The sequence below is a fragment of the Microbulbifer sp. ABE4_465 genome, from assembly GCF_056160765.1.
This window is the reverse complement of sequence record NZ_JBSWXV010000003.1, coordinates 263,255-282,544: the sequence shown is the minus strand read 5'-3', so window position 1 is coordinate 282,544 and position 19,290 is coordinate 263,255. Positions and strand designations below refer to the sequence as shown.

The window sequence follows — 19,290 nt, the reverse complement described above, 5'->3', positions numbered from 1 at the left end:
TTGCTGCACTGGCGATCAAATCATCGAGACCTTCTACACCATCAGCCCTCTCAAGGCAGACATGGACCCGGACTACAGCGAGATGGATTTCGAGTATCTCGCCAACGGCGGTTGGGGAGAGCCCGACAATGCACTTTTTGCTACCAGCTGGGAAACATTCAAGCTCGACCCGCTTGTGAAAGACAACGAGTACAGCACCAAGCCCGGCAGCTTCGCCGGCTGGCACACTCTGGTTCTACAAGCCGCAGAGAACAAGATCCGCTACTATGTCGACGGCGAACTGTTTGCGGAGCACAGTGAACATGTATATCCAGAAGAACCGATGTCGATCAATTTCAATCTGTGGTTCACCCAGGAGGGACTTATCGACTCAAACGAGCTGCGCACCTATGACAGGAAGTAGACTGGGTTTATCACATCGCGGATGAAGTACTCAGTCCCGAAGAGGTTTCCCAACAGGTACAAAACCTGCGCGCAGAAAAGATCGCGTTTACCGACACCGTGCCCGACTGGAACCCCAAGCTGGAGTCTCCCTGCGGACTTTGATGCGCTGAATCTTCACCTATAAGTACGGAACGATCTGGATCGCTCCGTACTTCAAAACCGAAAACATTGACTTAGAAAGTAGTAACCATGGTCAGTAAAAAGCAACGACTTGCATCCGTAGACGCTTTGCGCGGCTTCGATATGTTCTGGATTATCGGGGGCGAGGCGCTGTTCCTGCCGCTGTTTGCACTCACCGGCTGGTCCATTTTCCAGTTTGGCCACGGTCAGATGCAGCATACCGAGTGGCACGGCTTCAGTTTTTACGACCTGATCTTTCCGCTGTTTATTTTTCTTTCCGGTGTCACCCTCGGACTTGCCAACAAGTCTTTGCAGGGGCTGCCGATCAGCCAGCGGGCACCGATCTACCGCAGGGCGATAAAACGTCTGTTTTTGCTGATCCTGCTGGGAGTTCTTTACAACCACGGTTGGGGTACCGGAATCCCGGCAGACCTGGGTGAAATCCGCTATGCCAGTGTGCTGGCTCGTATCGGTTTTGCCTGGTTTTTTGCTGCGATGATCGTTTGGCATTTTGGTATTCGCGCTCAGTACGCGATTACAGCCGGTATCTTGCTTGCGTACTGGCTGATTCAGGCTATCGCTGGAGATTACACGCCTAAGGGCTCGATCAATGCCTGGGTGGATCAGCATTTCCTGCCGGGTATCACTTATCAGAACCGTGCCTACGACCCGGAAGGTGTTCTTTCAACCATTCCGGCGATAGCCAATGCGATGTTCGGCGTCTTCGCCGGCCGCTGGCTCAGCAAGAATGCGGGTGATCACGGGGCCATTCTCAAAGGCCTGTTTATCGGCGCCGCGACCTGTCTGCTCATTGGATTTTTATGGCATTGGAATTACCCGGTGAACAAGGAGCTGTGGACAAGCTCGTTTGTACTGATCACCTGCGGCTGCTGCTTACTTCTGCTGGGTATTTTCTACCTGGTTGTGGATATGTGGCACTGGAAAACCTTCACCTACTTCTTCTCGGTGATTGGTTGTAATGCGATTCTGGTGTATCTCGGCACCAGCCTGGTGAACTGGACATATACCAGTAAGAGTGTGTTCGGCGGGATTGCTTCAGCCTTGCCCGAAGCAGCGGGGATTTTGGTGATTGCCTGTGGTGTGATTTTGCTGCAGTGGTTGGTGCTGCGGTTCTTGTTCAAGCGTGGGATTTTTATTAGCCCTTGAGTTTCGGGGCCCCACTTAGACAGTTCAGTGGCGACAAAGCACTGGGTGTGGGTTTTCAGGACCGCTGTGAACCCATCCCTGGGCGCTTCGGCGCAAACATCCTGTTTGCGACGATCCTGAAAACCCACACCCAGCACTTTGTCTTAGATTTGAAATTCTCGCTTTTGAATAGGTTACATTGTTGAACGAACAATGCGCAGAGGCCGAAGCGAAAGTAAAGTAGCGGGGATTCGTTTTCGAAAGCGTCGGCGACAGGGACGTCGCCGACGCAGCGTACATGGATGTATTGAAGGGGGGCGCCTAGCTCGGTTTCGAAAACGAATACCCGCTGCTTTACTGCCCGAAACCCAACTAGCGGAACCTCGGACTTTTACGAACCAAGAAGGTCGCTCTTTTGTATCGCCTCAACAATAGGTTGATTGGCATCAGGAAAATGAAAATCTGATAACTCCGAAACAGAAACCCAAGCCAGCTCCTGCCCCTCAACACCGCGCTCTTTTCCGCTGAACTGGGTAACAAACCAGGTATCCAGAAACACCTGCTTATCCCCATAGTCATGGCGAACCTCGATTAGCGGCTCCATGGCTTTCACTTCAATATCGAGCTCTTCTTTCAGCTCTCGACTCATCGCTTGTTGAATGGTCTCACTGCCCTCGACCTTGCCGCCCGGAAATTCCCATCGTCCACCCATATGCAGGTGATCCGGGCGCTTGGCCAACAGGATTCGACCGTCGGCACCGAGAATAACACCGACCGCAACGTGAATATGCTTGATGGCCGACTCTCCCATCAGGTGCGGTACTCGGCGTTGATTGTCACATACTCGTGGGAGAAGTCGCAGGTCCAGATATGTTCACTAGCGTCGCCCCGTTGCAGGTCGACGGTAATAGTGAATTCCGCTTGCCCAAATATTTTCTGCCCAGCTTCCTCGGTATAGCTATCGGCGCGACCACCCGCTTCCACTATTTGTACATCATCGAGAAACACACTGATCTTACTGGTATCCAGGTTTTCGGCGCCGGCATTGCCGATCGCCATTACCAAGCGCCCCCAGTTCGGGTCAGATGCATACATTGCGGTTTTTACCAGCGGCGACTCGCCGATCTCAAACGCCATACGCAAGGCTTCTTTTGAGCTCGCCGCATTGTTCACCTGTACGGTAACAAATTTGGTCGCGCCCTCACCGTCTTTCACGATGGCCTGCGACAGCTCGATATGCACCTCAATGACGGCCGCTTTGAGCTGTGTGTAAGCCTCGCTGCCACGTTCGACTTCACTGCCGGTGGCGCCACTGGCAATCAGTACACACGCATCATTGGTGGAAGTATCCCCATCCACACTGATGCGGTTGAACGATGCCCCTACCGCCTCTTTCACCAGCTCATCCAACAACGGCTGTGCGATACGCGCATCGGTGGCGACGTAGGCGAGCATGGTTGCCATATTTGGCTGGATCATGCCGGCGCCCTTGGCGATGCCGGCAATGGTAATGGTCTCACCGGCGATTTCGAGGGTGCGGCTCGCGGTCTTTGGGCGGGTGTCGGTGGTCATGATGGCTCTGGAGGCACTATCCCAGGCATTCGCTTGCAGGTTATCCACAGCCGCCGGCAGCGCATCAAGAATTTTTTGTACCGGCAAGTGCTCACCGATCACGCCAGTACTGAATGGCAACACCTGTTGCGGCTTGATTCCCAGCGCCGCAGCAACCCCTTCGCAGCTCTGCTCCGCAGTTTTCAGGCCGCGCTCACCGGTCGCGGCATTGGCATTGCCGGCATTGATCAGCAACGCGCGGATATTGCCCTGACGGATATGCTCCTTGGCCACCAGTACCGGTGCCGCACAGAAGGCATTCTGGGTAAACGTGGCGGAGACACTAGCGCCCTCAGCGATTTCGATCAGCAACAGATCGTCGCGCTGCCAGTTTTTGATTTTGGCGGGAACGGCGGAGAGGCGAACACCGGGGATCTGAGGGAGTGGCTGCGCCATGAAATTACGTCCTTGAGCAAAAACAGAGAATGCGCGGATTATAAATAAAAAGGCCCGCTGGGTAAGAGCGGGCCTTTTTATTAATTACCTAACTACCGCGCAGTAGTTTTCAGGTGGGAGTGGAGGAAGTCAGCTTGCCGTGGCACTGCTTGTACTTCTTGCCAGACCCGCAGGGGCATGGATCGTTGCGGCCAACACGGGGGCCGCGGCGTACCGGCTCCGGATTCGCTTCTGCCGTGGCGGCTTCAGTTTCCGGCATGGCGGAGGCCTGGGCGTGTTGCAGCTCCAGCTGCTGGCGGCGCTGGGCCTCCAGACGGCGCTGCTCCATCTCCTCCATCTGTTCACGGGTCATCGGCTCTACGTGCGCCAATACGCGGATCACCTCGTGCTTGAGGTTTTCCAGCAGGGTCTGGAACAGCTGGAAGGACTCGCGCTTGAACTCCTGCTTGGGGTTCTTGTTGGCGTAGGCGCGCAGACCGATACCGGCGCGCAGGTGATCCATGCTGGACAGGTGTTCTTTCCACAACTGATCCAGAACCTGCAGCATGACCTGGCGCTCGATGGTGGGCATCAGGTTCTCGTCGCCGGTGCTCTCGGCAATCCGCGCCAGCTTCTGCTGGTAGGCACCCTGGGTTTCTTCGACGATTTTCTCGCGCAGGCTCTCTTCGTGCAGGGTGCGGTCTTCGTCCAGCCACTGCTGGACCGGCAACTGAATTCCCAGCTCGGAGGCGAGCTGCTGTTCCAGCGCGGGGATATCCCACTGCTCTTCCACACTCTGCGGCGGTACATGGGCAGAGATCAGCTCGTTGACTACATCGTCGCGAATGGCGGTGATGGTGTCGCCAATGGTGTCCGCCTCCAGCAGCTCGTTGCGCTGGGAGTAGATTACCTGACGCTGATCGTTGGCCACATCATCGTATTCCAGCAGCTGCTTACGAATATCGAAGTTGCGGCCTTCCACACGGCGCTGGGCTTTTTCGATGGCGTTGGACACCATACGGTGCTCGATGGCCTCGCCGCGCTCCATACCCAGCATCTGCATAAAGTTCTTCACCCGGTCGGAGGCGAAGATACGCATCAGGTTGTCTTCCAGCGAGAGGTAGAAGCGGGTCACGCCCGGGTCTCCCTGACGGCCGGCGCGGCCACGCAGCTGGTTGTCGATACGGCGGGATTCGTGGCGCTCGGTACCGATGATGTGCAAGCCGCCGGCCTCGATCACGGTTTCGTGACGCTTCTTCCACTCGCCCTTGATCTTCTCAATCTCTTCGGCGGTTGCCTCGCGACCCTGGCTTTGCGCCAGCTCTTCGACTTCCGCCTCCCAGTTACCGCCGAGCACGATATCGGTACCGCGGCCTGCCATGTTGGTGGCGATAGTCACAGTGCCCGGACGACCGGCCTGGGCAATGATCTGGGCTTCTTTTTCGTGGAACTTGGCGTTCAGTACCTGGTGCTCGATCTTGGCTTTCTGCAGCAGGCGCGACATTTCCTCAGAGGTCTCGATGGACGCGGTACCGACGAGGATCGGCGCCTTCTTGTCGCGACAGTACTTGATGTCTTCGATGATGGCTTCGAGCTTTTCGTCCTTGGTGAGGTACACCAGGTCGTTCAGGTCTTCCCGCTGTTTTTCGCGGTTGGTGGGGATCACCACCACGTCGAGGCCGTAGATCTGACGGAATTCGAAGGCTTCGGTATCCGCGGTACCGGTCATGCCGGCGAGCTTCGGATAGAAGCGAAACAGGTTCTGGAAGGTGGTGGAGGCGAGGGTCTGGCTCTCGCTCTGAATCTGTACGTTTTCCTTTGCCTCCAGCGCCTGGTGCAGGCCTTCGGACAAACGGCGGCCAGGCATGGTGCGGCCGGTGTGCTCGTCGATCAGCACCACCTGGCCGTTCTGTACGATGTAATCCACATCCTTGTTGAACAGCACGTGGGCGCGCAGGGCGGCGTTGACGTGGTGCAGCAAACCGAGGTTACCCGGCGCGTAGAGGGATTCGTCCTCTTTCAGCAGGCCACTGCGAGTGAGCAGATCTTCAATCAGCTGGTGACCGTCTTCGGTCATTTCCACCTGACGACTCTTTTCGTCCACGGTGTAGTGACCTTCGCCTCCCTCTTCGCCGCGCTCCAGCTGCGGCACCAGTTTGTTCATGGCCATATACAGCTGGGAGGAATCTTCCGCGGCACCGGAGATAATCAGCGGGGTACGGGCTTCATCGATCAGGATGGAGTCCACCTCATCCACAATGGCGAAGTTCTGCGGGCGCTGGGTGCGATCTTCCTTGCGCAGCACCATGTTGTCGCGCAGATAGTCGAAGCCGAATTCGTTGTTGGTGCCGTAGGTGATGTCCGCCTGGTAGGCCGCCTTCTTGTCTTCCGGGTGCTGCTGGGAAACCACGATACCCACGGTAAGACCGAGGAATTCGTATACCGGGCGCATCCAGTTGGCGTCACGGCTGGCGAGATAGTCATTCACGGTAACGATGTGAACGCCCTTGCCTTCCAGAGCATTCAGGTAAGCCGGCAGGGTCGCCACCAGAGTTTTACCCTCACCGGTACGCATTTCCGCGATATGCCCTTCATGAAGGGTCATACCACCAATCATCTGCACATCGAAGTGGCGCATGCCCAGGGTGCGGTCACTGGCTTCGCGCACCGCCGCAAAGGCTTCGGGGAGAATCTTGTCGAGGGTTTCACCATCCGCCAGGCGCTGGCGGAATTCGTCGGTTTTGGCTTTCAGCGCGGTGTCATCCAGCGCCTTGTACTCGTCTTCCAGCGCGTTGATCTTGACGACCGCTCTGCGCATGCGCTTGAGTTCGCGGTCATTTTTTGAACCGAAGACTGTTTTTATCAGTTTGCCAATCATTATTCAGAAACCACATTAATGCTGATTTTGCCTGCAGGGCCTAAAAGTGGGGCCTCTGCGCAGAAAGAGTGCAAGTAAACAGGAAGGCGCCAGACGCCGCAACAGTCTAACTTGGTGCAAACACCTGAGTTGCGGGCGTTCCTACGGGATTACAAGGGTCCCGTGCGCAAGAATAGAGAATAGTTGTTATCTGCCGGTGCGGCGGATATAGCTGGCGGGATCGACCGGACGGTCGTTTTTGTAGACTTCGAAATGTACGTGCGGACCGGTGGAGCGGCCACTGGAGCCCATCAGAGCAATCACCTGGCCGCGTTTGACCACGTCGCCTACCTTGACCTTGAGCTCACTGTTGTGGCCGTAGCGGGTCTTGTAGCCATTGCCGTGGTTGATTTCCACCAGCTGGCCATAGCCGTAGCGGTCTTCCGCCCAGGTCACCACTCCCGCGGCCACGGACACCACGTCGGAGCCGTTCTTGCCGGCAAAATCCACACCTTTGTGCCAGGAGCGGCGACCGCTGAAGGGATCGGTGCGATAGCCGTAGCGGGAAGACATCCAGCCGCGGGTAATCGGGCGGCCGGCAATAAACTGCTCGTCTTGCAGTTGACGACGAGCCATCAGGTTGTCCAGCGTCTGCAGCTGCATCTGCCGGTCTTCAATCTGATCGGACAGATCGCCGATCACTTCGAGGAATTCAGGGGGTTGGTAAGGGAGTTCACTGGCACCGCTGATACCCGGGTCTTCCGGGCCGCCTACGGCGGGCATACTGCCAAACTGGAACTCGCCTTCATCGAGCTTCGCCATTGTGGTCAGGCGTTCGCCCATCGCATCCAGGCGAGTCAGGCGCGCCTGCATCTCGGCGAGCTTTACCGTCAGCGCAGTCAGCTGCTCGCGCGCCTGCTGGTCTGCCTCCTGAATCTGATCCTGCTGCTTGCGCAAAGCCTTATTCCACGCCTTTACCGCGCGGGAATCGAATACGTCGGATTCTGAGGCCGGGAGATTGGCGCCAATCAATAGCGCACCAACGGGCAGGCCCAACAGGCAGAGGCCGAGCAGAGCTTTACTCAGGCCACCGAAGTTGAAAGTGCGGGACACACCGCCGCGATCATTGACGAGGATAACTTTCATTTCAGGCGCATTTCTGACGTGCAAGGTTTGCGACAAATTGTTGTTTTAATAATTTGGTCGTCGACAGCCCATTGGTTAACACACAGGAAACGACCGGAAGCTGCCGGTCACACACTGCGGGAGGCTCTGTCGAGACCGGGACTGCCGCATCCTGCTTGCCCCGGCGCCATCCTCATGGCGGATTGCCAGCCAATGTAACACGCACTGGCGGCGAAATAAGAATACTGGCGCACAAATCATTGCCCGCCATAAACAAAAAAGCCGGCAATTTTCGTGCCGACTTTTGCGTGAAGCGCCTCTTACACCGCCAGGATTGGCTTGACGTAAGAGATAGGCGCTTCCTGTTCGTCCTCGAACGTCACCATTTCCCAAGCATCTTCCTGCGCCATCAAGGTGCGCAGAGACTTGTTGTTCAGTGCGTGGCCGGATTTAAAGGCCTTAAACTCACCAATAACGCTGGTACCCAGCAGGTACAGGTCGCCAATGGCGTCGAGGATTTTGTGTTTCACGAATTCGTCTTCGTAACGCAGGCCGCCCTCGTTGAGGATACGGTACTGGTCGATAACGATGGCGTTATCCACACTACCACCCTGCACCAGACCTTTGGAGCGCAGATATTCAATCTCGTGCATGAAACCGAAGGTGCGCGCGCGGCTCACTTCTTTTACGAAAGAGGTGCTGGAGAAATCTACAGAGGAGCTCAGGTTGCGCCCCTCGAACACAGGGTGATCGAAGTCGATGGTGAAGGACACCTTGAAGCCGTTAAACGGCAGAAAGCTGGCAACCTTGTCGCCCTCTTCCACGGTAACCGGCTTCTTGATCCGCAGGAATTTCTTCGGAGCAGCCTGCTCCTGGATACCTGCAGACTGAATCAGAAATACGAAAGGACCCGCGCTACCATCCATGATCGGCACTTCCTGGGCGGACAGCTCGACAATCGCATTGTCGATACCCAGACCAGCCATGGCGGACAGCAGGTGCTCTACCGTGGCAATGCGCACGTCGCCCTTCACCAGAGTGGTGGAAAGCAGTGTGTCACCCACGTTTTCAGCACGCGCTTCAATCTCAACCACCGGATCCAGATCGACCCGACGGAATACGATACCACTGTTCACCGGCGCCGGTTTCAGGGTCAAAATGACCTTTTTACCGGTATGCAGGCCAACACCAGTGGCACGAATAGCGTTTTTGAGAGTGCGCTGTTTGATCATCTATATCTAGGTTCCCAATCGGTGAGCTGCGCACGAACCGCAGCGAGCCGGCGATAGTAACAGAAAATATACGCCAAAACTACAGAAACCCGTTCAGTCACTTCCCGGGCAATTCTGTTAGTGCGGCACACCATTTCCACCCTGCTTCCACTAAGCATAGTCCAGAGAGAAGACTACTGCGCCAAACCAGCGCACAGGCCAGAAACTAACGGTGTTAATTGTACGCCTTTACCAGGCTGCCGGCGGTTAACAAGTGTTAACGCACGCCCGAAAACCTGACGGTCACCAGATTCTATCGTCGAATTACTGAATTCCCCCTGAATATCACCGACTTCCTGCGGTGTACTGCCACTTTCTTCCCTGCTGAATGTCATCCAAAAGCATTGCTTTCAGCCCTCCGGGAGACGAAGCCCCACGCTCAGTGAGACTCCGCCGCCCTCGCCAGAGCGGGCGAATGCCCGGAATTTCACCGGACATAGACATGAGCAGATGCCGCCGCTGCTCGGACGAGCCCCCAACAAGCACAAGGTGCCCGCACAAAAGGGTCCCGAAGAGCCGGGCGACGTCAGTCTGCCTGGCGGCGCAGGAACGCCGGGATATCCAGGTATTCCATATCTTGGTCTGCCGGGTTGATCGGCGGCATAGCACGCTCGCGCTTCACATCGGCGCGGGCAGAAGACCGAACTTCCTGAGACTCACGGGTCGCTTCCGTCGGCGCAGCGGCACGGGCCGCTTCTCGAGGTTGCTCACGTCGAGTGTTATCCACGACCTTGGTCGGACGGGCCACCTGAGCACCTGCATCACCGAGACCGGCAGCAACTACAGTTACACGCATCTCGTCACCCAGTTTGTCGTCGACCGCAGTACCGATCACGACGGTGGCATCGTCAGAGGCAATTTCCTGCACAATCTGACCGACTTCGGAGTATTCCCCCAGAGTCAGCTCCTGACAGCCAGCCTCCTCGCTACCGGTGATGATGTTCACCAGAATACCGCGCGCGCCCTGCAGATTGACGTTATCCAGCAGCGGGCTGCGTACGGCTTTCTCCGCCGCTTCACGAGCACGGTTCTCACCAATGGCGGAGCCGGAGCCCATCATTGCCATACCCATTTCAGACATCACGGTGCGCACATCGGCGAAGTCCACGTTCATGATGCCCGGACGGATCATCAGGTCCGCAATCCCCTGAACGGCACCCAGCAGTACGTTGTCGGCCTCTTTATACGCGGCCTTCATGGTGATCTTGTTGCCGAGTACTTCCAGCAGGCGATCATTAGGGATGGTGATCAGGGAGTCGACCTTGTCGCGCAGTTCGAGGATGCCCTCTTCTGCCACGGTAGTGCGCTTGCGACCTTCAATCATGAAGGGACGAGTGACCACCGCTACGGTGAGGATACCCAGATCCTTGGCGATTTCTGCCACGATCGGTGCACCACCGGTACCGGTACCGCCACCCATGCCCGCGGTGATAAACACCATGTCGGCACCGGTCAGTACTTCGGCGATGCGCTCGCGATCTTCCAGTGCGGACTGACGGCCCACATCCGGATTGGCGCCGGCACCCAGTCCGCGGGTAATGGTGTTACCCAGCTGCAGAATGGTTTGCGCTTCCACATCTTTCAGCGCCTGGGCATCAGTGTTGGCGCAGATGAAATCCACACCGTCCACTTCGCTGGCAATCATGTGCTTCACGGCGTTACCGCCGCCGCCGCCCACACCAATCACTTTAATGACAGGTTTATCCTGTACGCTATCTACGAGTTCGAACATTGCTGTTCCCCTTTTTTGCTCATGTCCAAATTTATTAATCTGTCCGGGTATTTATTTTCGGCTTGAAGGCTCTCTTGCTACAGGTTGCCTCTGAACCAGTGTTTGACCTTGTCCCACCACTGGTTGTCCTCTCGCTTGACGCGGGGCTGGCTACCCTTGTTTTCCTCTGCCTTGATGGCGTACATCAGCAAACCCACCCCAGTGGAATAGATGGGATTACTGACAATGTCGGTCAGTCCGGCAATACCCTGCGGCACCGCCAGGCGCACGGGCATATGGAAAATTTCTTCAGCCAGTTCGACAGCACCTTCCATTTTTGAAGAGCCGCCGGTCAGTACGATGCCCGCTGCACACAGATCCTCAAAACCGCTGCGGCGCAACTCCGCCTGCACCAGCGTGAACAACTCGTCGTAACGGGGCTCTACCACTTCGGCCAGCGCCTGACGTGAAAGGTCCCGCGGTGCGCGGTCGCCCACGCTCGGCACTTTGATGGTCTCCCCTTCCCGCGCCAGCTTCGCCAGCGCGCAGGCATATTTGATTTTCAGCTCTTCCGCGTGCGGCGTCGGTGTGCGCAGGGCCATGGCGATGTCATTGGTAACCTGGTCGCCGGCGATCGGGATAACACCGGTATGGCGAATAGAGCCGCCGGTAAACACCGCGATATCGGTGGTGCCACCACCAATATCCACCATACACACGCCCAACTCCTTTTCATCGTCAGTCAGCACGGCGTAGCTGGAAGCGAGCTGCTCAAGAATGATGTCTTCCACTTCAAGACCACAGCGACGGATACACTTCTCGATATTCTGCGCCGCATTCACCGCACCACTTACCAGGTGCACCTTGGCTTCCAGGCGTACGCCGGACATGCCCAGTGGTTCTTTCACGCCTTCCTGGTTATCGATCAGATATTCCTGCGGCAGGGTGTGCAGGATTTTCTGGTCCGCCGGAATGGCCACCGCACGGGCCGCATCGATTACCCGATCCAGATCCTGCTGGGTCACTTCGCGATCTTTGATCGCCACGATACCGTGGCTGTTCAGACTGCGAATATGACTACCGGCAATCCCCGCATACACCGAGTGAATTTCACAGCCAGCCATCAGCTCGGCTTCTTCCACCGCGCGCTGAATGGACTGCACTGTGGATTCAATATTCACCACCACGCCACGCTTCATACCGGTCGAGCGGTGAGAGCCGATGCCGACGATATTCAATTCGCCGTCTCCGGAAACTTCACCGACGATCGCCACCACCTTGGATGTACCGATATCCAGCCCGACGATCATGCGCGGTTCAGAGGATTGTGTCATTGGATTTTCAACCTCGCGGGACGATGCGCCGATCCACATAGAGCATGTCGGATCAGGGCCGAGCCCCGCTTTTTATCTGCCTGTTTTGTTGTCAGTTTTGTTTGTTTTCCGTTGGTTTCCATTGCACCGCAACTGCGTTGTTGTAACGGGCATCCACGCCCGCAATTTTTTGCAGATGCGGCGCCAGTACGCCGCGGGTCAGACTGAGGAAGCGGTCAACCCGCTCCAGCAGTTCATCGTGCCCGAGCTGCAGGCGAATACCGCTCACCAGCTCCAGCTGCCAGCCCGCCAGGTCATCGAAGGACAGGCGGCGCACTTCCATATCTTTGGTGGTCAACAGTCCGGCCAGAGCCTGGTACTGCATCATTATTCGATCCACCAGATCCGCATCGCCCGCCAGTTCCGGCAAGCGCAGATCTTTTAAATTTTCTGGTCGTGGCAACAATGCGCCACTGGCGATCAACAGTTGATCTTCCCCCCAGATGGCAAGGGGCTCCGCCTCTTCGACCACCACATCCACCCCGTTGGGCCAGCGCCGGCTGACCGACGCATTCACAATCCAGGGGTCGGCCAGCAGTGCACCGCGAATCTCGTCGATATCCATCGAGAAGAAACCGCTGCGCAGGTGCGGCAACAAAATATCTTCTACCGCCTTTTCGCTGAGCGCACGAAACGGCGCTCTCACGCGCACATTTTCCAGTGCATCTACGCGGCTCAATTCCACCGCCGGTGCCCGCTGCCACAGCCAGTGGGCGCTGTAACCGAGACCGCTTGCCACCAGAAGCAACATGGCGACCATACCCAGAATTCGCAGCAGGCCCGTCCCGGCATCCTGGTCAGGGTTTGGTAGCGCGCGCGCGCCGCGCACCGGCTTCTTCCCCTTTTTTGTCTTCGCCGCTTTTTCTCGAGACGACTTTTTTTCTCTGGCCACGGTTGCTAACTGTTGCTCGCTACTTGTCGCCCAGGCGCCATTCCGCCAGTTGCTGCGCCAGGCCGCCCACGTTACCGGCGCCCTGTGTCAGCACGATATCGCCGGGCTCCAGAAGATCCGCGAGCATCGGTGGTACCTGGTCGATTTTTTCCACAAATATCGGATCTACCTGGCCGCGGTTGCGAATACTGCGCGCCAGGGTTCGACTGTCCGCGCCCGGGATTACCGCTTCGCCCGCGCTATATACATCCAGAAGAACCAGTTTGTCGACCTGAGAAAGCACCTGTACGAAGTCTTCAAACAAATCCCGGGTGCGCGTATAGCGGTGCGGCTGGTACACCATGACCAGTCGGCGCTCGGGCCAGCCGTCGCGCACAGTCTTGATGGTGGCGTCCACTTCCCGCGGGTGGTGGCCGTAATCGTCCACCAGCATGACCTTGTCTGAGTCCTTGTCGTCGCTGACCGGGTACTCGCCGTAAATCTGGAAGCGGCGACCAACCCCCTGAAAGCCCTTCAGACCTTCACGAATTGCGTCATCGCTCACCCCTTCTTCAGAAGCAACCGCTATTGCCGCGGTCGCATTCAGTACGTTGTGAATACCCGGCACATTGACGCAGACATCGATCACACTGCTATCCGGGCGCTGCACATTGAAAAAGCTGCGCAGCGGCTCCTGACGCACATCGCTGATCAGGAAATCGTTACCCTCATCAAACCCGTATGTAGCCACCGGGCGCGACAGCTTGGGGATAATCTCCTGAACGTTTTCATCGTCGCCACACATCACCGCCAAACCGTAGAACGGCAGGTTGTGGATAAAGTCGATAAAGATCTGTTTAACCTTTTCGAAATCACCACCGTAGGTTTCCATATGATCTGCATCGATATTGGTCACCACGGTGACCATCGGCTGCAGGTGCAGGAAGGACGCATCACTTTCGTCCGCTTCCGCCACCAGGTAACGGCTTTCTCCCAGTGCGGCGTTGGCCCCGGCACTGTTTACCAAACCGCCGATCACAAAAGTCGGATCCTTGCCGTCCGCGGCAAAGATCGATGCGATCAGACTGGTAGTCGTGGTCTTTCCGTGCGTACCGGCGACGGCGATGCCGTAGCGATAGCGCATCAACTCGCCCAGCATTTCCGCACGGCGCACCACCGGAATCCTGTTTTCCCGCGCGGCGGTCAACTCGGGATTGTCCCCGTAAATGGCCGAGGAGTTCACCACGACATCCACATCGCTGACATTTTCAGCGGTGTGGCCGATCTGCACTTTTACACCCAGGTTGCGCAACCGCTCGGTTACCTTGCTTTCACGCAGATCCGAACCGGACACTTCGTAGCCCTGGTTCTGCAGCACTTCCGCAATGCCGCTCATGCCCGCGCCGCCGACACCAATAAAATGGATGCGGCGAATACGGCGCATGGCGGGAACGTGATAGTGGCGCTCGCCGGTTTCACTCATAATTTTTCCTGACTCGGCGCTCTCTGGTGTTTCGTCGGACATATCAGCACCCCAACTCTTCGCGGCACACCGCCAGCACCCGACCGGTTGCGTCGGGCTTGGCCGCGCGACGCGCAGCCTCGGCCATGGCCAGTAATTTTTTCGGATCGGCAAACAGGCTTTCCAGCAAGCTCGCCAACTGTTCTGCATCCAGATCATCCTGCTGGATCACCTGTGCGGCACCCGCCTGCTGCAACCACTCACCGTTTTTGGTCTGGTGGTCGTCAATGGCAAATGGGAAAGGCACCATGATTGCACCCAGGCCAGCGGCAGCAATTTCGGAGACCGTCAGCGCACCGGAGCGGCAGATCACCAGATCTGCCTGGCTGTAGGCCGCGGCCATATCCGCGATAAATGGCACCACTTCCGCAGTGACACCAACACGCTCGTAAGCCTCCTTCGCTACGTCCAGATGGCGCTGCCCTGCCTGGTGTACAACCTGCGGGCGCTTGTCCCGGTCTATTTTGGCCAGCGCCTGCGGCACCAACTCATTAATGGCTACGGCACCCAGGCTGCCACCCAGAATCAACAGGCGCAGAGGCTGTTTTGTTCCCACCCGTTCAGCCGGTGCTGGCAAACTGGAAATTTCCTCACGTACCGGGTTCCCCACTTCTTCTGCGTTCGGAAGTCCGCTGGGGAATGCTTCCAACACCCGCGTGGCCACTTTTGCCAGCAACCGATTCGTGGTTCCCGCCACCGCATTCTGCTCGTGAATAATCAGCGGTATACCAGCGAGTCGCGCTGCCACGCCGCCGGGACCAGTGGCAAAACCACCAAAGCCCAGCACCGCATCAGGGGCTACCGCTTTCACGACGTTGCGCGCTTGCCATACGGCCTTACTGATCTGCAGTGGCGCCTTCAGCAGTGCCGCCTTGCCTTTGCCGCGAATACCTTCCACGGTAATAAAGTGCAGCGGAATATCAGCAGCCGGAATCAACTGCGATTCAATACCGCGCATGGTGCCCAACCACTCGATGGCAGCACCCTGTCCCCGCAAAGCGTTGGCCACCGCCAGCGCCGGAAACACATGACCGCCGGTACCGCCGGCCATCATCAGAATTTTTTTGCCGGTAAAAGGCTTGTCTACTTCGTGCGCACTCATTACGCGGCCTCCCCGGTTTTTCTGTCGCCCAGCTGCAACGGATTGAAAATCGGTAGCTGGCTGATTTTGGCGAGGCGACCTTCGTCCTCACCTTCATCGCTGCTCAACTCTTTCTGTGCGCGCCAGGCCAGAGCGAACAGGCCAAAGCACACCACAAGGCTGGAGCCACCTGAGCTGACAAACGGCAGCGTCAATCCCTTGGTGGGCAAGAGGCCAGATGCCACCCCCATATTCACAAATGCCTGGCCGGCCAGAAGCACCGCGATACCAAAGGTCAATAGCGCGGCGAAGTAAGCCTGCTTCTGCAGCGCTTTCCGCACCAGGCGCAACAGCGACCAGGTCAGTGCGCTGTAAAGGCAAATCACCAGCAGACCACCAATCAGACCCCACTCCTCGGCAAGAATTGCAAACACAAAATCCGTGTGCGCTTCCGGCAGGTAAAACAATTTCTGTACGCTGTTGCCAAGACCGACGCCGAACCATTCACCACGCCCGAAGGCAATCAGAGACTGAGTTAGCTGGTAGCCGGCAGCGTATTGCTCCGCCCAGGGGTCCCAGAACGTGGTGAGGCGCTGCAGCCGGTATGGACTGAAAATCGCCATCATCACCAGACCACAGGCTGCCAGTGCCACCAGCATAAAGGTATGGGGCAGACGCGCACCGGCGAGAAACACCATCGCCAGTGCAGTGCCGGCAATTACTACAACAGAGCCAAAATCCGGCTCCAGCAACAGCAGAATCGCTACGATGCCCAGCACCGAAATCGGCACCATAAAGCTGCTCCAGTGCCGGAGCTTTTCCTGACGGCGAGTCAGGAAGCTGGCGAAAAAGACCAGGCAACAAAATTTCGCAATCTCCGCCGGCTGTACGGTGATCGGCCCCAGTGCAATCCAGCGCATACTGCCGTTAACCGCGCGCCCCACTCCGGGGATCAACACCACTACCAGCATGGCGCAGGCGAAAATCAGCAGGGTCCACGACAGGTTCGACCAGGTGCTGAGGGAGATTCGACTCAGCACGAATGCTCCGAATATGCCTGCGGCAAGAAATACCAGGTGCCGCTTTAAAAAGTGCCACTCGTCGTTGTACAGATCTGCGGCGTAGGCCACCGACGCCGATGCAACCATCACCACACCGATGCTCGCCAGTGCCGCCACGCAGAATGGCAATACCCACGCGTAGGGGTCCACTTGCTGGTTGGCGGCATCAAGGGGCAACCTGCTCATTGGCTGCCTCCTTTATTCGCACAATCACTCGCAACCGAACCAGACAAACGCTCCAGCACCACGCGCCGAAATTCTTCACCCCGCGCTTCAAAATTGCGGTACATATCAAAACTGGCGCAGGCCGGAGACAGCAGTACATAGTCGCCGGGATTGGCCAGCGCGCTCGCCTTATTTACCGCATCAAACATATCTCCAGCGGTTTCCTGCTGGACTTTGCCGTCGAACACACAAGCGATTCTGGGGCCATCCACACCGATGGTCACAAGGCCACGCAGGGTATTAGCCGCCTCTGCAAGCGTCGAAAAATCGGCGCCCTTGCCATCACCACCCGCAATTAAAACGATCTTGCGTTCGCCTTCAGCCAGGCCATCCAGTGCCGCCCGCGTCGCACCCACATTGGTGCCCTTGGAATCATTCACATAAATGACACCAGCCTGATCGCCCACCCGCTCACAGCGATGTGTAAGGCCGGCAAAGGTACGCAGAGCCTGAAGCATTGGCTCCATGGAAATTCCCACCGCATTGCCCAGCGCCAGCGCCGCCAGTGCATTGGCCACGTTGTGGCTGCCCACCATGGCCATATCGTCGGTGCGCATCAGCTTTTCGGCGCCTTTCGCCAGCCACTGCCCGGCGTCGTCGGTGACCACGCCGAACTGGCGCAGGTCCGGACGATCAAGGCCAAAACTCCACTCCACCCGGTCTTTACCCAATGGGCCGCGAGTAAGCGGGTCCGCGCGATTGATAACCAGCTGCTCCGCATGGCGGTACACCCGCTGCTTGGCCTGGTGATAAGCCGCCAGGTTTGCGTAGCGGTCCATATGGTCCGCACTAATATTCAGAATGGTGGCCACATCGGGCGCGAGCGAATGCGTGGTTTCCAGCTGAAAACTCGATAGTTCAAGCACAAATACATCCGGCAGTGCAGGCCCACATTGCGCCAGCATATCCAGTACCGGCACGCCGATATTTCCGCCCACTTCCACTCTCAGGCCCGCAGCCTCGACCATCTTGCCCATCAGGGTAGTCACGGTGCTTTTGCCATTGGAACCGGTGATGGCGATGATTTTCGGTTTTGTTTCCGCGCGATTGATTTCCCGCGCGAACAGTTCGATATCGCCGATCACCGGAATCCCGGCACCTATCGCAGCCGCAATGGCCGGCTCGGCCACACCAATACCTGGGCTTGCAATGATTTCGCTCGCGGCCAGCAGGGTTTCGCTGTTCAGCGGGCCACACTCCACCGGCACATCCGGGTAATCTGCACGGAATTGCGCCAGTGGGGCCGGCGCCTCGCGGCTGTCAACAACCACAGGAGAAATACCCTGGCGCAGCAGATAGCGCACCACCGATTGCCCGGTAGCGCCCAGTCCGATCACCACTTTTCTCTCTGAAGTTGCGATTAGGCTCATTGGTTTTTTATGCTTTCCGCGTCGATTTTTTCTATGGATTAACGTAATTTGAGGGTCGCCAGACCCGCGAGTACCAGCACCACGGTGATAATCCAGAAGCGCACAATCACCCGCGGCTCCGGCCACCCTTTCAATTCAAAGTGGTGGTGCAGTGGCGCCATCCGGAAGATGCGTTTTCCGGTCAACTTGAACGAGGCCACCTGCAGGATCACCGATACAGTTTCCATTACGAACACACCGCCCATAATGAACAGCACAATTTCATGGCGGGTGATCACCGCAATAATGCCCAGGGCCGCGCCCAGGGCCAGGGCACCCACATCACCCATAAACACCTGGGCCGGGTAGGTGTTAAACCACAAGAACCCGAGGCCAGCCCCGCCCAGTGCGGCGCAGAACACCGCCAGCTCACCGGCACCGGAGATCGACGGAATGTGCAGGTAGGTGGCAAATTCCACGTGGCCAACCAGATACGCAATCACACCCAGCGCTCCGCCAACCATCACTGACGGCATAATGGCCAGGCCATCCAGGCCATCGGTCAGATTAACCGCGTTGCTGGAGCCCACAACCACAAAATAAGTCAGCAGGATAAAAGTCACTGGGCCGAGATTAATGGCCACATCTTTGAAAAACGGCACAAACAACTGGGTTTCCGCCGGCGAGGTGGCGGTCATATACAGGTAGATCGCCGCCCCTAAACCCGCAATCGACTGCCAGAAGTATTTCCAGCGTGCGATCAGTCCTCTGGAGTTTTTCTCCACCACTTTTTTGTAGTCGTCGACAAAACCCACTGCACCGAACACAAAAGTGACCAGCAGGGTTACCCACACCAGGCGATTACTGAGGTCGGACCACAGCAATGCGCCGGAAAAAATCGCGGCAAGAATCAGGGTGCCGCCCATGGTGGGCGTACCCGATTTGCTCAGGTGCGATTGCGGGCCGTCATCCCGCACTGCCTGCCCTACCTGCAACCGGTTCAGCCAGGTAATCATGCGTGGGCCAACCAGCAGGGAAATCCCCAGGGCGGTGAGCGCACTGAGAATCGCGCGCACAGTCAGGTAGTCAAAGACTGCAAAGCCCTTGAAGTACTGTTGTAAATATTCAGCCAGCCAAAGCAGCATGGA

Annotated in this window: 15 protein-coding genes; 2 read left to right on the top strand and 13 right to left on the bottom strand. The window is 57.3% G+C overall.

Annotation, left to right across the window (positions count from 1 at the left end; all coding sequences use genetic code 11):
• The first annotated feature begins 19 nt into the window (after positions 1–19).
• A complete protein-coding gene (locus ACXAG1_RS08230) occupies positions 20–403 on the top strand; it encodes a glycoside hydrolase family 16 protein (protein WP_475119491.1) in 384 nt (127 codons plus the stop codon).
• A 230-nt stretch (positions 404–633) separates the two neighbouring features.
• A complete protein-coding gene (gene nagX, locus ACXAG1_RS08225) occupies positions 634–1,731 on the top strand; it encodes a transmembrane glucosamine N-acetyltransferase NagX (RefSeq protein WP_475093671.1) in 1,098 nt (365 codons plus the stop codon).
• A gap of 370 nt (positions 1,732–2,101) precedes the next feature.
• Here the strand turns inward: nagX and mutT are convergent, their stop codons facing one another.
• The 13 genes from mutT to mraY form a co-directional block, all read right to left on the bottom strand.
• Positions 2,102–2,521 carry an 8-oxo-dGTP diphosphatase MutT gene (mutT, locus tag ACXAG1_RS08220; protein WP_475093672.1) on the bottom strand — a complete coding sequence of 140 codons (420 nt, stop codon included), beginning with the start codon at positions 2,519–2,521 and terminating at the stop codon, positions 2,102–2,104.
• Entirely contained in the window at positions 2,521–3,717 is a 1,197-nt protein-coding gene (argJ, locus tag ACXAG1_RS08215; protein WP_475119456.1) for a bifunctional glutamate N-acetyltransferase/amino-acid acetyltransferase ArgJ, read from the bottom strand. Before argJ ends, mutT begins: the two co-directional genes overlap by 1 nt.
• 109 nt (positions 3,718–3,826) lie before the next feature.
• A complete protein-coding gene (gene secA, locus ACXAG1_RS08210; protein WP_475093674.1) occupies positions 3,827–6,574 on the bottom strand; it encodes a preprotein translocase subunit SecA in 2,748 nt (915 codons plus the stop codon).
• A gap of 186 nt (positions 6,575–6,760) precedes the next feature.
• Positions 6,761–7,699 (bottom strand): M23 family metallopeptidase, encoded by a 939-nt coding sequence (locus ACXAG1_RS08205; RefSeq protein WP_475093675.1) that lies wholly within the window; start codon positions 7,697–7,699, stop codon positions 6,761–6,763.
• Between the two features lie 299 nt (positions 7,700–7,998).
• On the bottom strand, positions 7,999–8,910 hold the full coding sequence (gene lpxC, locus ACXAG1_RS08200; RefSeq protein ID WP_043317379.1) for a UDP-3-O-acyl-N-acetylglucosamine deacetylase: 912 nt from the start codon (positions 8,908–8,910) through the stop codon (positions 7,999–8,001).
• 565 nt (positions 8,911–9,475) lie between these two features.
• On the bottom strand, positions 9,476–10,681 hold the full coding sequence (gene ftsZ / locus ACXAG1_RS08195) for a cell division protein FtsZ (protein ID WP_475093676.1): 1,206 nt from the start codon (positions 10,679–10,681) through the stop codon (positions 9,476–9,478).
• A gap of 77 nt (positions 10,682–10,758) precedes the next feature.
• On the bottom strand, positions 10,759–11,994 hold the full coding sequence (gene ftsA, locus ACXAG1_RS08190) for a cell division protein FtsA (protein WP_475093677.1): 1,236 nt from the start codon (positions 11,992–11,994) through the stop codon (positions 10,759–10,761).
• A 91-nt stretch (positions 11,995–12,085) separates the two neighbouring features.
• The gene (locus ACXAG1_RS08185) at positions 12,086–12,925 is read right to left on the bottom strand and encodes a cell division protein FtsQ/DivIB (RefSeq protein ID WP_475119455.1); all 840 of its coding nucleotides are present in this window, start codon (positions 12,923–12,925) and stop codon (positions 12,086–12,088) included.
• A 19-nt stretch (positions 12,926–12,944) separates the two neighbouring features.
• Positions 12,945–14,387 carry a UDP-N-acetylmuramate--L-alanine ligase gene (gene murC / locus ACXAG1_RS08180; RefSeq protein WP_475119490.1) on the bottom strand — a complete coding sequence of 481 codons (1,443 nt, stop codon included), beginning with the start codon at positions 14,385–14,387 and terminating at the stop codon, positions 12,945–12,947.
• 43 nt (positions 14,388–14,430) lie between these two features.
• Positions 14,431–15,528 (bottom strand): undecaprenyldiphospho-muramoylpentapeptide beta-N-acetylglucosaminyltransferase, encoded by a 1,098-nt coding sequence (murG, locus tag ACXAG1_RS08175; protein WP_475119454.1) that lies wholly within the window; start codon positions 15,526–15,528, stop codon positions 14,431–14,433.
• Positions 15,528–16,754, bottom strand: a complete 1,227-nt coding sequence (gene ftsW / locus ACXAG1_RS08170; protein ID WP_475093680.1) for a putative lipid II flippase FtsW — start codon at positions 16,752–16,754, stop codon at positions 15,528–15,530. Before ftsW ends, murG begins: the two co-directional genes overlap by 1 nt.
• Positions 16,751–18,163 (bottom strand): UDP-N-acetylmuramoyl-L-alanine--D-glutamate ligase, encoded by a 1,413-nt coding sequence (gene murD / locus ACXAG1_RS08165; RefSeq protein ID WP_475119453.1) that lies wholly within the window; start codon positions 18,161–18,163, stop codon positions 16,751–16,753. Before murD ends, ftsW begins: the two co-directional genes overlap by 4 nt.
• Before the next feature lie 38 nt (positions 18,164–18,201).
• Complete coding sequence (gene mraY / locus ACXAG1_RS08160; protein WP_475093682.1) at positions 18,202–19,287, bottom strand: phospho-N-acetylmuramoyl-pentapeptide-transferase; 1,086 nt, start codon at positions 19,285–19,287, stop codon at positions 18,202–18,204.
• Positions 19,288–19,290: the final 3 nt, after the last annotated feature.